The 14,044-nt window shown below is 68.8% G+C and carries 14 protein-coding genes and 1 pseudogene; 11 read left to right on the top strand and 4 right to left on the bottom strand.

Annotated elements, in window-relative coordinates; translation table 11 throughout:
• Positions 1 to 17: 17 nt before the first annotated feature.
• Complete coding sequence (locus ABS361_09250) at positions 18 to 716, bottom strand: Crp/Fnr family transcriptional regulator (GenBank protein ID XBY46378.1); 699 nt, start codon at positions 714 to 716, stop codon at positions 18 to 20.
• A gap of 425 nt (positions 717 to 1,141) precedes the next feature.
• On the opposite strand from ABS361_09250, the gene ABS361_09245 reads away from it, so the two are divergent.
• A complete protein-coding gene (locus ABS361_09245) occupies positions 1,142 to 2,350 on the top strand; it encodes an NnrS family protein (protein ID XBY46377.1) in 1,209 nt (402 codons plus the stop codon).
• A gap of 98 nt (positions 2,351 to 2,448) precedes the next feature.
• Here the strand turns inward: ABS361_09245 and ABS361_09240 are convergent, their stop codons facing one another.
• From ABS361_09240 to ABS361_09230, 3 genes are all read right to left on the bottom strand, one after another.
• Entirely contained in the window at positions 2,449 to 3,114 is a 666-nt protein-coding gene (locus ABS361_09240; GenBank protein XBY46376.1) for a DUF4142 domain-containing protein, read from the bottom strand.
• Between the two features lie 116 nt (positions 3,115 to 3,230).
• Entirely contained in the window at positions 3,231 to 4,520 is a 1,290-nt protein-coding gene (locus tag ABS361_09235) for an NAD(P)/FAD-dependent oxidoreductase (protein XBY46375.1), read from the bottom strand.
• A gap of 53 nt (positions 4,521 to 4,573) precedes the next feature.
• A complete protein-coding gene (locus ABS361_09230; protein XBY46374.1) occupies positions 4,574 to 5,191 on the bottom strand; it encodes a chloramphenicol acetyltransferase in 618 nt (205 codons plus the stop codon).
• A gap of 161 nt (positions 5,192 to 5,352) precedes the next feature.
• Between ABS361_09230 and ABS361_09225 the strand changes: the two genes are divergently transcribed.
• The 10 genes and pseudogenes from ABS361_09225 (at position 5,353) to phnK (ending at position 14,036) form a co-directional block, all read left to right on the top strand.
• Complete coding sequence (locus ABS361_09225) at positions 5,353 to 5,970, top strand: nucleotidyltransferase family protein (GenBank protein XBY46373.1); 618 nt, start codon at positions 5,353 to 5,355, stop codon at positions 5,968 to 5,970.
• A gap of 96 nt (positions 5,971 to 6,066) precedes the next feature.
• Positions 6,067 to 6,858, top strand: a complete 792-nt coding sequence (gene phnC / locus ABS361_09220) for a phosphonate ABC transporter ATP-binding protein (GenBank protein ID XBY46372.1) — start codon at positions 6,067 to 6,069, stop codon at positions 6,856 to 6,858.
• Positions 6,859 to 6,951: 93 nt separating this feature from the next.
• Positions 6,952 to 7,866, top strand: coding sequence for a phosphonate ABC transporter substrate-binding protein (gene phnD / locus ABS361_09215; GenBank protein XBY46371.1), 915 nt, complete (start codon positions 6,952 to 6,954; stop codon positions 7,864 to 7,866).
• 155 nt (positions 7,867 to 8,021) lie between these two features.
• On the top strand, positions 8,022 to 8,951 hold the full coding sequence (gene phnE, locus ABS361_09210) for a phosphonate ABC transporter, permease protein PhnE (protein XBY46370.1): 930 nt from the start codon (positions 8,022 to 8,024) through the stop codon (positions 8,949 to 8,951).
• A complete protein-coding gene (phnE, locus tag ABS361_09205; protein ID XBY46369.1) occupies positions 8,951 to 9,814 on the top strand; it encodes a phosphonate ABC transporter, permease protein PhnE in 864 nt (287 codons plus the stop codon). Before phnE (ABS361_09210) ends, phnE (ABS361_09205) begins: the two co-directional genes overlap by 1 nt.
• A 168-nt stretch (positions 9,815 to 9,982) precedes the next feature.
• Positions 9,983 to 10,445 (top strand): annotated as a pseudogene (phnG, locus tag ABS361_09200) (phosphonate C-P lyase system protein PhnG).
• 143 nt (positions 10,446 to 10,588) lie between these two features.
• The gene (gene phnH, locus ABS361_09195; protein ID XBY46368.1) at positions 10,589 to 11,191 is read left to right on the top strand and encodes a phosphonate C-P lyase system protein PhnH; all 603 of its coding nucleotides are present in this window, start codon (positions 10,589 to 10,591) and stop codon (positions 11,189 to 11,191) included.
• 9 nt (positions 11,192 to 11,200) lie between these two features.
• Entirely contained in the window at positions 11,201 to 12,304 is a 1,104-nt protein-coding gene (locus ABS361_09190) for a carbon-phosphorus lyase complex subunit PhnI (protein ID XBY46367.1), read from the top strand.
• Complete coding sequence (locus ABS361_09185; GenBank protein ID XBY46366.1) at positions 12,301 to 13,203, top strand: alpha-D-ribose 1-methylphosphonate 5-phosphate C-P-lyase PhnJ; 903 nt, start codon at positions 12,301 to 12,303, stop codon at positions 13,201 to 13,203. Before ABS361_09190 ends, ABS361_09185 begins: the two co-directional genes overlap by 4 nt.
• On the top strand, positions 13,200 to 14,036 hold the full coding sequence (phnK, locus tag ABS361_09180; GenBank protein XBY46365.1) for a phosphonate C-P lyase system protein PhnK: 837 nt from the start codon (positions 13,200 to 13,202) through the stop codon (positions 14,034 to 14,036). The genes ABS361_09185 and phnK overlap by 4 nt, the downstream gene beginning before the upstream one ends.
• Positions 14,037 to 14,044 lie beyond the last annotated feature (8 nt).

Below are 14,044 nucleotides of genomic sequence, written 5' to 3'. Positions count from 1 at the left end.
GGTGTCGGTGATGCCGATCACTCGGCGCGGTTCTCGGCGAGCAGGAACAGCCGGTGCGGATCGCAGACCGTGATCTTCTGCCGACCGCCCTCGACCAGACCGCGGGTCTCCCAGCCACTCAAGATGCGGCTGACCGTATGCAGTGTCGTGCCGGTCATCTCGGCGACGTCCTGGCGCGAGATCGGGAAATCGATGGTGATGCCGCGATCGCCGCGCCGGCCGGCCTGCTTGACCAGCCGCAGGATCGCATGGGCGACGCGCCGCTCGACCTCCTCGGTCGACATTTCCACGACCCGGCCATGGGCGTCGTCGATCCGCTGCCCGAGCGTGCGCATCATGCCGACCGCCAGCGACGGGAAGCGCTCCATCATGCGCGGCCAGGCGATCGAGGACCAGGACAGCGCCACGCTGTCGACCACCGCGAGCGCGGTCGCCGGATAGGTCGCGCGGCCCATCTGCACCGCGATGCCGAACAGTTCGCCCGGCACGACATAGCGCACGATCACCTGCGCGCCGGCCGGCGTGATCCGGAGCACCTGCAGATGGCCGTGCAGCAGCACGAAGAACGAGGTCGCATCGGCGTCCTGCTCGAATACGGTCGCCCCCTTGGCGACGCGGGCGGAGCGCGCCTCGGCGATGATGTCGTCGAGGGCGGCGGGGCCGAGGCCGGCGAAGAGCGGCATGTCGGCGAGCAGGGAGCGATCGAGCAGGGCCATGGTCGTTCCGTCCTGAATGGGCTTCGCGCCGGCAGCCCGAGGGGCGCGGGCGGCGACAGCCATGTTTTCGGATGATTTTTGGTAGGATGGATCGCCGCGCGCGCCGGACCGCGGCCGGGCACGACCCGGCGCGACAGCGCTTCACGGTGGAGAGGGGCGGCGGCTTCGGCACCCGGAAAGACGTCGGCGGATGGCTTCGCGTTGTTCCGACGAATATCGGAACGGCCGATCGGCGACTGAGAAGATCTTACGTCCTCGCCGCCATGCTGGGCATGCGGCGTCCTACGGACGCGTAACCCACCGTATCATCCGACAAATCGGCGGAAATCCTGACGATCGCCTCGTTGCTTGCGGCCCGACAACGATGACGCGCGGCGGGGCGCCTATCGATCGGGGCAGATACCAGCCTTCGAGAGGTGCGTCCCATGGCCCCGATTCCCCGTCTCGCCGCCTATGACGGCCCGCCGTTGTTCTCCTACGGCTTCCGCCCGTTCTTCCTCGCCGGCTCGATCTGGGCGGCGATTGCGATCGGGCTCTGGCTACCGGCCTACTTTGGCGAGATCGCCCTGCCGACCGCCTTCTCGGGCCTCGATTGGCACGTCCACGAGATGCTCTATGGCTTCCTGCCGGCGATGGTCACGGGCTTCCTGCTGACCGCCATTCCGAACTGGACCGGCCGCCTGCCCCTGCAGGGCCGGCCGCTCATCGTGCTCGCCGCCGTCTGGCTCGCCGGCCGGATCGCGATCCTGACCTCGGCCTGGACGTCGCTCGGCTTCGCGGCGGCGGTCGATCTCGCCTTTCTGGTGCTGGTCGGGCTCGCCGCCGGCCGTGAGGTCGTCGCTGGCGGCAACTGGCGCAATCTGAAGGTCGTCGGCATCCTGAGCGTCTTCGCGATCGGCAATCTGGTCTTCCACCTCGAGGCCTCGGGCGTCATCGGCGGCCACCATGACCATACGGTCGGCCATTACGGCATCCGCATCGGCCTCGGCGCCGGCGTGCTGCTGATCATGCTGATCGGCGGCCGCATCGTGCCGAGCTTCACGCGCAACTGGCTCGCGCGCGAAAACCCCGGCCGGCTGCCGGTCACTCCGAACCGCTTCGACATCGTCGCGACGCTGGTCGCGGTGGTCTCGATTGCGGCCTGGATTGCCCTGCCGCAGGCGGCATCGACGGCCGCGCTCCTGGCGCTCTCGGCCGCGTTGCAGGCGATCCGGTTCGCGCGCTGGGCCGGCGACCGGACCTGGCGCGACCGGCTCGTGCTGATCCTGCACGTGGCCTATGCCTTCGTGCCGCTCGGCTTCGCGCTCAATGCCGCCGCCGCGCTCGACCTGGTGCCGGCCTCGGCGGGCCTGCACGCCTGGGCCGTCGGCGCGGTAGGCACCATGTCGCTGGCGGTGATGTCGCGGGCGAGCCTCGGCCACACCGGGCGGGCGCTGGTGGCGAGCCCGGCCGCGCAACTGGCCTATCTCGCGGTGGTCGCGGCGACGCTCGCTCGCATTTGTGCGGCGGTGCGGCCGGAATGGGCCTTCGAGGGGCTGCACATCGCGGCCTTCGCCTGGGTCGCCGCCTTCGGCCTGTTCGTCGCCGCTTATTTCCGTGTGCTGGCGGGGCCGCGTGCGGCTGGGCGTCCGTGACGCTTGCCGCACGTGGTCCTCTGAAATGCGAAAAGGCCGGCGCTCTGCGCCGGCCTTCGATCTCGGTATCTCGTTCGTCCTTCAAGACCGGACGGCGCCTACTGCGGCTGCTGTACCCGGCCGCCGGACGAGCCCGAGCCGTAGCCGGTGCCGGTCGAGTTGCCGTTGCCCATCGACGGATTGCCGCCGGAGCCCATCGAGCCGCTCGCCGAGCCGTTCATGTTCATGTCGGAGCCCGAGCCGGCACCCATGGCGCCGCGATTGCCGCCGGCGAGCGACTGCGCGGTCGCGAGGTGGCGCTGGAGCACCGGCAGGGTCTCCTGCGCGTAGGAGGCGACCGGGCCGGAGCCGCTGGCGGCGCGCTGGTACTTGGTGATGTCCTGCTTGTGGTCCATCACCATGTGCTGGGCGAAGGCCTGATCGAAGCGCGCGCCCGACAGTTTTGCCAGCTTCTCGTAGTCCTGCTTGTGCTTGGCGCTCGGCTCGCTCGGCGCGCGGACGCCGACCTGCTGCGACAGCGGCATGACCTTGTCATTGGCCGCCGAGTGGTCGCGCTTCAGTTCGGCGCCGAAGTCCTTGATCGCCTGGGACTGGCCGTTCTGCTGGGCGAGGTCGCCCATCGATTGTTCGGCGAAATTGCCCTCGATCGCGTCGTGGACGAACTTCGCTTCCTGGCGGTTCTGCTTGGACTGCGCGAGGGCAGGGGTGGCCGCGAGTGCGGCGCCGAGACCGACGACGGCGCCGGCCAGCATGAGCTTGTTCATGGGGTGAACTCCTCGGGTTGGACGTCGCTGCCGGCCCTATAACGGCCGGCGCAACGCTCGCCCGAACAACCGGCGGCGCGGCGCCCGGTTCCGAGAAACCGGGCGCTCTCCCTAGGTTAACCCCTTGAAATGACTGCAAGCGCGGCCTCGGCAGCGGCGATCCCGCTCCGGTAGGCGCCGTGGGCGGTCGAGAAGTCGTGCATCGATGTTGCTTCGCCGGCAAAGAAGAGATTGGTGCCGACGGGAGCCGCGAGCACGGCCCGCTGCTCGGCGCCGCCGGGCAGGGCGGCCGAATAGGAGCCGAGCGACCACGGGTCCGAGCCCCAGGCCGTCGCGGTGAGAAACACGAGCTCCTTGCGGATCTCCGCGCCCATGAGCCCGATCAGCTCCGCCGCTGCGAAGTCGGCGAAGGCGCGTTCGCCGGCTGCCTCCAGCTCGGCCGCGAGCCGGCCGCCGACATAGCCCTCAATGATCGGACGTCCCAGCGGCCGAAGATCGTAGCTGCCGGTCGCGACCGTCGTGGTCGAGCCGATCAGGTGCCCGTTCTCGGCGAAAACCTCCGGGCGCGGCAGGCCGAACAGGATCTTGTTGGCGAGCCCGAGCGGCAACGCATGCGCGGCCTCGATCTTCGCCGGAAGCTTCGGCAGGAACGTCAGCGTCTCCCGCGCGATGATAGGCGTCGGCACCGCGACGATCGCCGCCTTGGCGCGGATCTCGCCGCGCCCGGTGTCGAGCACGACGCCCGGTCCGCGATGGTCGACCTGCCGGACCGGGCAGTCGGTGAGCACGTCGACATCGGCGCCATAGGCGGCGATCAGCGCGCCATAGCCTTGGCCGACACGCCAGTTGACTTCCGTGTCGGCATAGCGGCCGAAGTCGCGTGTCGACAGCCGGTCGAGCTCGACGCCGTTGACGTAGGAGCTGATCGCATCGATCAGCGGGTTCCAGCGATTGCCGGCTTCGAGATGCGCGGCCGCCGGCTGGTCCGGCTCGGCGTCCTTGGCCGCTTCGAGGCGGTCGTAGAAGGCGTCGGACGCCGTCTGATAGGCCGTCTGCTCGGCACGGGAAAAGCCGAGGTCGTCGGTCTGCCGGAACCACGGCGGCGGCGTCTCGTCGATGCGGAAGCCGAGCGCGCGCGCCTTGTCGACCCACGGGTTGACGTCGGCCGAATGCAGCCAGCCGCAGCCGAGATCGAGCGGAAGGCCGCTCTTGGTCACGGTGAAGGCGCGCCCGCCGATCCGGCCGCGCGCCTCCAGCACGACGGTCGCGAGCCCGCCGGCCCTGAGCCGCCGCGCCGCCGCGAGCCCGGCCGCGCCGGCGCCGATCACCGCCACGTCGATCTTTGCCAGATCGATCGGCCGGCGGGCGGTCGCACTCTGGTCACGCGTCGGGCGGCTGATGATCACGGGGCTTCTCCGGCAAAGGAACCTCAGACCCCCTCGTTCGGGACGAAGGGGCGTCAGCCGCCGTATTTCTCCAGGAAGGCCTCGATGTCCAGAGCCCGGATGTCGGGCAGCGCCGCGCGCAGCCGATCGTGGCTCCAGTCCCACCAGCCGAGCGCCTGGATGCGCTCGGCGATCGGCTCGGGAAACCGGCGCTTCACCGGCTTCGCCGGTACGCCGGCGACGATCGTATAGGGATCGACGTCCTTGGTCACGACCGCGCCGCCGGCGACCACGGCCCCGTTGCCGATGGTGCGGCCGGGCAGAATGATCGCGCCATGGCCGATCCAGACGTCGTGGCCGATCGTCACCGCATGGGCGCGGCGCCAGTCGAAGAAGGCGTGATCGTCCTCCTCGCCCTCGAAATAGGACGAGGCGCGATAGGTAAAATGGGCCTGCGTGACCCGGTGTATCGGATGATTGCCCGGGTTGATGCGGGTCATCGCCGCGATCGACACGAACTTGCCGACGGTGGTGTAGATGATGTTGGAATCATTGACGACATAGGAATAGTCGTCGAACGAACTCTCGGCGATCATGGTCCGCGCGCCGACTTCCGTGTAGCGGCCGAAGCTCGAATCGCGGACGATCGCGGTCGGGTCGATCAGCGGTTCGAGGCCGAGTTTCTTGGCCATGGGGCGTCTCCTTGGGGGGCGCTGTTGCGCGAGCGCAGGCGACCCCACGTGATGTCCGGTTTCGAGGTCCGCCTCCCTTGCCGCCGCCCTGCGACGGTTCGATGACGGCCCGGCCAGGCGCCGCCTTCCGCGCAACCCTCCGATCCTTGCGAGCTTGTCCCATGAGTGCCTCGACCGCCGCAGCGGCCGTGCCGTCCGCCGATCTCGAGGCTCGCCTGATCGCCATCGTGCGGGCGGATCCGGGCCTGATGGCGCTGCTGGGTGCCTTGCGCGACCTCGACCTGCCGCAATGGCGGATCACCTCCGGCGCGATCTATCAGACGGTCTGGAACGCGCTGACCGGCCTGCCGCGCGGCACCGGCCTCAAGGACTACGACGTGATCTATTTCGATCCGTCGGACCCCTCTTATGAGGCCGAGGACGCCGTGATCCGGCGGGTCGAGGCGGCGACGGCCGGCCTCGCGGACGTGCTCGCCGGGCCGGTCGAAGTGCGCAATCAGGCGCGCGTGCATCTGTGGTTCGAGCAGCGCTTCGGCTTCCCCTATCCGCCGCTCGCCTCGGCCGACGAGAGCCTGATCCGCTACGCCTCGAAGACCCACGCCGTCGCGGTCCGACTGGAAGCCGATGGTCGAATCGACGTCTGCGCCCCGTTCGGGCTTCAGGATATTTTCGGGTTGATCATCCGGCCGAATTACGTCGGCGACAACCGAAAGACCCATCATGCCAAGGGCGCGCGAGCTGCGGCGATCTGGCCGGGCATCACGGTCATCGACTGGTGAAATGACGCGGCGGCGTTTCGGCGCCGACCGTCACAGGAGCTTCAAGGAACGGGACTAGGGATCGGCTCCGGTCGCAACGGCCGGAGGAACCCGTACATGCTCGTCATCGATCGCCTGTCCCGACGATTCGGCAACAAGACCGCCGTCGGGGACGTGTCGCTGTCGATCGAGCCCGGCGCCTTTGTCGGCGTCATCGGTCGCTCGGGTGCCGGCAAGTCGACGCTGCTGCGCCTGATCAACCGGCTGGTCGATCCCTCCGAGGGTACGATCGGCTTCGGTGATCGCGAGGTCTCCTCGTTGAAGGGCGCGGGCCTGCGCGCCTGGCGCGCCGACTGCGCCATGATCTTCCAGCAGTTCAATCTGGTCGGACGCCTCGATGTGCTGACCAACGTGCTGATGGGCCGGCTCAACAAGGTCTCGACGCCGCGCAGCGTGCTGAACCTGTGGAGCAAGGACGACCGCGCCATCGCGCTCGCCGCGCTCGAGGCCTTCGATATCGGCAATCTGGCGCATCAGCGCGCCGACAGCCTCTCCGGCGGCCAGCAGCAGCGCGTGGCGATCGCCCGCGCCCTGGTCCAGGAGCCCAAGATCCTGCTCGCCGACGAGCCGATCGCCTCGCTCGATCCGCGCAACACCAAGATCGTCATGGACGCGCTGCAACGGGTGAACAAGGAGTTCGGCATCACCGTGCTCTGCAACCTGCATTCGCTCGATCTGGCCCGCGCCTATTGCGACCGGCTGATCGGCATGTCGGCCGGCCGCGTCGTGTTCGACGGCCGCGGCTTCGACCTGACCGAGGACGTCGCGCGCGAGCTCTATGGCCTGGAGGCCGGCGAGGTGATGGACGATCACCACGCGGCCGCGCCCAAGGCGCTCGCCCACGCCTGACCCCATTCCGCGTCGCGGTCGGGTCCGTCCCGGTCGCCGCCGAACACCCCCTCCGGCATCCGCCCGAGGGTCCGATACCGGGAGAGAGAAACCATGTTCACCCGTCGCGCCGTTCTCGGCACGCTCGCCGCTTCGCTCGCCGTCGTCGCCACCCCGGCGCTGGCCCAGGACTGGAAGGCCAAGTATCCGGAGCTCGTCTTCGCCTACGTGCCGTCCGAGAACGCCGCCGGCGTCTCCGAGCGCCTCGCCCCCTTCATGGAGTACCTCTCCAAGGAGATCGGCACCAAGGTGACCCTGCGTGTCGCGCAGGACTACGCCGCGGTGATCGAGGGCCAGCGCGCCGGCCAGATCCACATCGGCTACTACGGCCCGTCGTCCTTCGCCCGCGCGCTGATGACCGGCGCCGACATCTCGGCCTTCGCGATCGAAGTCTCCAAGGGCGGCGTCAAGGGCTACTATTCCGTCTTCTACGTGAAGAAGGACAGCCCCTATCAGAAGATCGAGGACCTGAAGGGCAAGAACCTCGGCCTCGTCGACCCGAACTCGACCTCGGGCAACAACGTGCCGCGCTTCGCGCTCAATTCGATGAAGATCGATCCGGAGACCTTCTTCGGCAAGGTCGTCTACACCGGCAGCCATGAGAACGCGGTCATCGCGCTGCAGCAGGGCACTGTCGATGTCGCCGCCAACTGGTGGAACTCGGAAGACGATTCCAACCTGACCCGCATGGTCACCAAGGGCATGGCCAAGAAGGACGATTTCCGCGTCCTCTACAAGTCCGAGCAGATCGTCAACTCGCCGGTCGCCTATCTGAACACCCTGCCGGAAGACCTCAAGGCCAAGATCCGCAATGCCTTCTTCGAGGCGTCGACCAAGGACAAGGCCGCTTTCGACAAGCTCTCGGACGGCAAGAACGAGCCGTTCCAGCCGACCAGCAACGACGTCTACAAGCCGATCATCGAGCTGAACAAGTTCGTCGACGAGCTGCGCAAGAAGAAGTCGTCCTGATCGCGTGAAATGCCCGGCGGTCTTGGGGGCGCCGGACACCTGTTTGAGCATGGATTGGTGACAGGTGCGGGGTGTCGGCGAGCCGGCATCCCGCAGATTTTCGCAAGTCTCTGGTCCGTAAGCCCTTTTCCTTCCCGCAATCCTGACGGATGGCCATGGCGACGACGACGCTTCCCGGACCCGCGCCTGCTGGACCCGCTCTCTCCGGGCCGACGCTTCCCGGTCTGGACCCCGCGACCCGCGCGCGCCTCGAACGGGACTATCGGGACGCCACCGCCGCCCGCCGCCGCCGCACGCTGTCCGGTGCCGCGATCCTCTTCGCCGTGCTCCTGGTCTCCGGCTATTTCGCCGAGATCGACCTGTCGAAGTTCTTCGCCAATTTCAGCCGCTTCACCAAGTACATCGTCGACATCGCTCCGACCCTGCACTGGTCGAGCCTGCCGGCCGATTTCGCCGAATGGTTCTGGGGCTGGAAACGCTGGCTGCGCCTGCTCGGCGAGACGCTGCTGATCGCCTATGTCGGCACGATCCTCGGCGCGCTCGGCGCCTTCGTGCTGTCGTTCCTGGCCGCGAGCAACCTCGTCTCGTCGCCCTGGATCCGCGCCGGCGCCAAGCGCTTCCTCGAGGTTTCCCGCACGGTGCCGGAGATCGTCTTCGCGCTGATCTTCGTGGTCGCCTTCGGGCTCGGCCCGATCCCCGGCGTGCTGGCGCTGGCGATCCACACCATGGGCGCGCTCGGCAAGCTCTTCGCCGAAGTGGTGGAGAACATCGACCTGAAACCGGTCGAAGGCCTCACCTCCGCCGGTGCCGGCTTCGTGCAAATCGTCCGCTTCGCGGTGCTGCCCCAGATCCTGTCGAACTTCACCAGCTACACGCTGCTGCGCTTCGAGATCAACGTCCGCGAGGCCGGGATCATGGGCTTCGTCGGCGCCGGCGGCATCGGCCAGGACCTGCTCGAGGCCGTGCGCAAGTTCTACTATTCCGACGTGAGCGCGATCCTGGTCATGATCATCGTCACCGTGATGATCATCGACTTCCTGACCGAGCGGCTCCGTCACGTCCTGATCGGCCGGGAGTTCCGCTGATGAGCCGCGCCATCTTCGCCGACCTCGACCGCGCCGGCATCGTCGCGCGCCATCCGGAGGTGTTCCGCGTCGACCCGGTCGCCCGTGGGACGCGGCTCGGCGTCGTCGCCGCGGTCGTCGGCCTGTTCTGCTACGGGCTGTGGGCGCTCGAATTCTCGCCGGCCGCCATGCTGCGCGGCCTCTCGCGGCTCGGCGAATTCGCGATCCTCATGGTGCCGCCGGAGTGGGGCACCTGGGCGAAGCTCATGCTCTATCTCCACTCGATGGTGGAGACGGTCGCGATCGCGATCCTCGGCACGTTGGGCGCCGCGCTCCTGGCCTTCCCCTTCGGCGTGCTCGCTGCCGCCAACGTGATCCCGCAGCGCATCGTCCACTTCCTGCTCCGCCGCGGCCTCGACAGCCTGCGCGCGGTCGACAAGCTGATCTGGGCGCTGATCTGGATCAACGTCGTCGGCCTCGGCCCCTTCGCGGGCGTTCTGGCGATCATCTGCTCGGACTTCGGCCTGTTCGGCAAACTGTTCTCCGAGGCCATCGAGGTCGCCGACAAGAAGCCGGTCGAGGGCATCGTCGCTTCGGGCGGCTCGGGCCTGCACGCAGTGCGCTTCGGCATCATCCCGCAGATCCTGCCGGTCATGCTGAGCCAGGTGCTCTACCAGATCGAATCGAACACGCGCTCCGCGACCATCATCGGCATCGTCGGCGCGGGCGGCATCGGCCTGCATCTCTCCGAGGCGATCCGCACGCTCGAATGGCAGCAGGTGTCGTTCCTGATCATCCTGGTGCTGATCGCCGTCGCCGGCATCGATTTCGTGTCGAGCAAGCTGCGATTCGCCATCATCGGCCGCGCCGCCACGCCGGTCTGAAATGCACCTGAAAAGCGTGCTTTCACCGTGCTCTGGCGCGCGTCATCATACGGTCACGGCTTCGGCCCACAGAACCGGCGACTGATCCGAGGGCAGGGTGCGGCCGCAAGGCCCGCCACCCGCTCTCGCCTGCGCCCGCTCCCGCTGCGAAGGAAGGCCTTGTCCTCAATGGTCGATACCCGAACCGATGCCGGCGCCGAGGCGCGCCGCCGGGCGCTCGCCGCCTTTGCGGAGGCGGCCCCTGCCGAGCTCGAGCTCGCGGTGACGCGTCATGCGGCGGCCGCCGAAGCGGTCGACCTGCGCCGGCCCGAAGCCGGCCTCGTCATGGTCCGCGGCCGCGTCGGCGGCGACGGCGGCCCGTTCAATCTCGGCGAGGCGACCGTGGCGCGCGCCTCGGTCCGCATCGCGACCGGCACCACCGGCCACGCCTATCGCCTGGGCCGCGACACGGCCGCCGCGCGGCTCGCGGCGATCGCCGATGCGCTCTGGCAGGACGCGGAGACCCGCGCGGCGATCGAGGCCGATCTGATCGGCCCGGTCGAGGCGCGGCTTACGGCCGAACGGGAAGCGGCCTCGCGGCGCCGCCGCGACCCGCGTCGATTTCTTCACGATGGTCCGCGGCGAGGACTGACGGCCGTTTCGGCCCGAGCCCCGCCGCCCGGGTTCTTCAGTGGAGCACGGTCTCCTCGGTCAGGCCGAACCGGCCGGATCGGAACCTGCTCTGGATGCCTTCGATCCTGACGCCGCCCGTCGTCGAGACGCGCCGGCCGAGGAGTGAGACATGAACGAGATGCCCGCGAGAGCGGCTTCCGCGATCCCGTGCACGATGCGCAGGCGACGTTCCGCTGTGCGATGCGCGCGCTGGCCGAGCCCGGCACGATCCGCACGCTCGGCGCCGACGTCGCGCCGCCGGCGCCGCTGATGGCCGGCACCGCCGCGCTGCTCTTGGCGCTCGCCGACTACGAGACGCCGATCTGGCTCGATCCGGCGATCCGCGCCGCCGAGGGCCCGAGCGGCTTCCTGCGCTTCCAGACCGGTGCGCCGGTGACGGACGATCGCTCGAAGGCCGGCTTCGCGGTGTTGACCGGCCCGGCCGGTCTGACCCGCAAGCACGGCTTCGCCGAAGGCTCGCTCGAATATCCGGATCGCTCGACCACGGTGATCATCCAGGTCGAGCGGCTCGAGGCCGGCGAGGGCTGGCGTCTTGCCGGCCCCGGCATCAAGGGCGAGGCGCGGCTCGCGATCACGCCGCAGACCGCCGAGCTGGTCGAGGCACTGACGATCAATCACGAGCTGTTCCCGCGCGGCATCGACGTCTACTTCGTCTGCGGCACGCGGATCGCCGCCCTGCCGCGCTCGACGCGGATCACCGTCTGAGGATCAGTCATGTATGTCGCGGTGAAGGGTGGCGAGAAGGCCATCGACAATGCCCACCGGCTGCTCGGCCATGAAAGGCGCGGCGATCCGGCCGTCCCCGAAATCACGCCGGAGCAGATCCGGGAGCAGCTGACGCTCGCCACCGATCGGGTGATGGCCGAGGGTTCGCTCTACGATCCCGAGATCGCCAGCCTCGCCATCAAGCAGGCGCGCGGCGACATGATCGAGGCGGTGTTTCTGGTCCGCGCCTATCGCACGACGCTGCCGCGCTTCGGCTACACCGTGCCGATCGACACTGATGCGATGGACGTGATCCGCCGCGTCTCGGCGACCTACAAGGATCTGCCCGGCGGACAGGTGCTCGGGCCCACCTTCGACTACACCCATCGCCTGATCGACTTCGACCTCGCGGAGGCCGGAGCGCCGGCCGCGCCCGCCGTCGCCGCGGCGCCGCTCGACCCGGCGCCGCATGTGACCAGCCTGCTCGACTGCGAGGGTCTGATCGAGCGCAATCCGGCCATGGAGGGCGGCGCCGAGCCCGGCGACATCACCCGCGAGCCGATCAGCTTCCCCGCCGGCCGCGACCTGCGCCTGCAGACGCTGGCGCGCGGCGACGAGGGCTTCCTGCTCTCCCTCGGCTATTCGACCCAGCGCGGCTACGGCCGCACCCACGCTTTCGCCGGCGAGATCCGCATCGGCGACGTCGAGGTCGAATTCTTCGCCGAGGAACTGGGCTTTTCGGTCCCGCTCGGCCGCGTCCGCGTCACCGAATGCGAGATGGTCAACCAGTTCCAGGGCTCCGCGACCGTGCCGCCGCAGTTCACGCGCGGCTACGGCCTCGTGTTCGGCCAGCTCGAGCGCAAGGCCATGTCGATGGCGCTGGTCGACCGAGCGCTGCGCGCCGAAGAGCTCGGCGAGGAGACCGGCGCGCCGGCGCAGGACCAGGAATTCGTGCTCTCCCACGCCGACAACGTCCAGGCGACCGGCTTCGTCGAGCACCTGAAGCTGCCGCATTACGTCGACTTCCAGGCCGAGCTCGGCCTCGTCCGTCAGATGCGCAAGGAACACGCCGAACGCTACGCCGCGGCCGGGGAACAGGAGGCCGCGGAATGAACGCCGAGACGTCCGCATACAATTTCGCCTACCTCGACGAGCAGACCAAGCGGATGATCCGCCGCGCGATCCTGAAGGCGATCGCGGTGCCCGGCTATCAGGTCCCCTTCGCCAGCCGCGAGATGCCGATGCCCTACGGCTGGGGCACCGGCGGCGTGCAGGTCACCGCCTCGATCCTGGGCCGGGACGACACGCTGAAGGTGATCGACCAGGGCTCCGACGACACCACCAATGCGGTGTCGATCCGGAAGTTCTTCGTCAAGACCGCCGGGGTCGCGACCACGACGCGCACAACGGAAGCGACCGTGATCCAGACCCGGCACCGGATCCCCGAGGAACCGCTCGCCGAGGGCCAGGTGCTGGTCTACCAGGTGCCGATCCCCGAGCCGCTGCGCTTTCTCGAGCCGCGCGAAACCGAGACGCGCAAGATGCATGCGCTGGCCGAATACGGCCTCATGCATGTGAAGCTCTATGAGGACATTGCGCGCCACGGCCATATCGCGACGACCTACGCCTATCCGGTGACGGTCGCCGGCCGCTATCTGATGGATCCGTCGCCGACGCCGAAGTTCGACAATCCGAAGATGGACATGAGCCCGGCGCTGCAGCTCTTCGGCGCCGGCCGCGAGAAGCGCATCTACGCCGTGCCGCCCTACACGCAGGTGGTCAGCCTCGACTTCGACGACCATCCTTTCGAGGTCAACAAGTTCGATAAGCCCTGCGCGCTCTGCGGCGCGGATGGCGTCTATCTCGACGAAGTGGTGCTCGACGACCGCGGCGGGCGCATGTTCGTCTGCTCGGACACGGACTTCTGCGAAACCCGCCGGGCCGCGGGCCACCGCGGCGAGATGGCACCGCCGGAAGGCTATGGCGCGAGCGATGCGGGGAGGGCGGAATGAGCGGACGAGCCAACGCGAACGCCGGGGCGAACGCCGGATCCGCCGGCCTCGACTACCTCGCCGACGACCGGCCGCTGCTCTCCGCGCGCGGCGTCACCAAGCGCTACGGCGCGCGGATCGGCTGCACGGACGTCTCGTTCGATCTCTACGCCGGCGAAGTGCTGGCGATCGTCGGCGAGTCCGGCTCCGGCAAGTCGACGCTCCTGTCGGTGCTGTCGACGCGGCTGGAACCGAGCGCCGGCCGCGTCGAATACCGCATGCGCGACGGCGTGATGCGCGACGTCTACCTGCTCAACGAGGCCGAGCGCCGCCTGCTCATGCGCACCGACTGGGGCTTCGTGCACCAGGACGCGCGCGAGGGCCTGCGCATGGGCGTCTCGGCCGGCGGCAATGTCGGCGAGCGGCTGATGGCGGTCGGCGAGCGCCACTACGGCGACATCCGCGACACCGCGATCGACTGGCTCGGCCGTGTCGAGATCGAGGCCGGCCGTATCGACGATACGCCGCGCACCTTCTCCGGCGGCATGCGCCAGCGGCTGCAGATCGCGCGCAATCTGGTTACCAAGCCGCGGCTCGTGTTCATGGACGAGCCGACCGGCGGCCTCGACGTGTCGGTGCAGGCGCGTCTGCTCGACCTGTTGCGCGGCCTCGTCGCCGATCTCGGCCTCGCGGTCGTGATCGTTACGCACGATCTCGCGGTTGCGCGGCTCTTGTCGCACCGGATCATGGTCATGCGCCAGGGCCGGGTGATCGAGGCCGGTCTGACCGACCAGGTGCTCGACGACCCGCGCGAGCCCTACACCCAGCTCCTCGTTTCCTCCGTTCTCGCCTGATGGGGCCC

The organism is Ancalomicrobiaceae bacterium S20, from assembly GCA_040269895.1.
In the GTDB taxonomy this organism is placed as follows: domain Bacteria; phylum Pseudomonadota; class Alphaproteobacteria; order Rhizobiales; family Ancalomicrobiaceae; genus Methyloraptor; species Methyloraptor flagellatus.
Note: the sequence above shows the minus strand (reverse complement) of the source record. Positions and strands in the feature narration are given on the sequence as shown.

Excerpts from the sequence above, each read along its gene's own strand:
- ABS361_09250 (XBY46378.1), bottom strand. The coding sequence starts at position 716 with ATGGCCCTGCTCGATCGCTCCCTGCTCGCCGACATGCCGCTCTTCGCC.
- ABS361_09245 (XBY46377.1), top strand. The coding sequence starts at position 1,142 with ATGGCCCCGATTCCCCGTCTCGCCGCCTATGACGGCCCGCCGTTGTTC.
- ABS361_09240 (XBY46376.1), bottom strand. The coding sequence starts at position 3,114 with ATGAACAAGCTCATGCTGGCCGGCGCCGTCGTCGGTCTCGGCGCCGCA.
- ABS361_09230 (XBY46374.1), bottom strand. The coding sequence starts at position 5,191 with ATGGCCAAGAAACTCGGCCTCGAACCGCTGATCGACCCGACCGCGATC.
- ABS361_09225 (XBY46373.1), top strand. The coding sequence starts at position 5,353 with ATGAGTGCCTCGACCGCCGCAGCGGCCGTGCCGTCCGCCGATCTCGAG.
- phnC (XBY46372.1), top strand. The coding sequence starts at position 6,067 with ATGCTCGTCATCGATCGCCTGTCCCGACGATTCGGCAACAAGACCGCC.
- phnD (XBY46371.1), top strand. The coding sequence starts at position 6,952 with ATGTTCACCCGTCGCGCCGTTCTCGGCACGCTCGCCGCTTCGCTCGCC.
- phnE (XBY46370.1), top strand. The coding sequence starts at position 8,022 with ATGGCGACGACGACGCTTCCCGGACCCGCGCCTGCTGGACCCGCTCTC.
- phnE (XBY46369.1), top strand. The coding sequence starts at position 8,951 with ATGAGCCGCGCCATCTTCGCCGACCTCGACCGCGCCGGCATCGTCGCG.
- ABS361_09190 (XBY46367.1), top strand. The coding sequence starts at position 11,201 with ATGTATGTCGCGGTGAAGGGTGGCGAGAAGGCCATCGACAATGCCCAC.
- ABS361_09185 (XBY46366.1), top strand. The coding sequence starts at position 12,301 with ATGAACGCCGAGACGTCCGCATACAATTTCGCCTACCTCGACGAGCAG.
- phnK (XBY46365.1), top strand. The coding sequence starts at position 13,200 with ATGAGCGGACGAGCCAACGCGAACGCCGGGGCGAACGCCGGATCCGCC.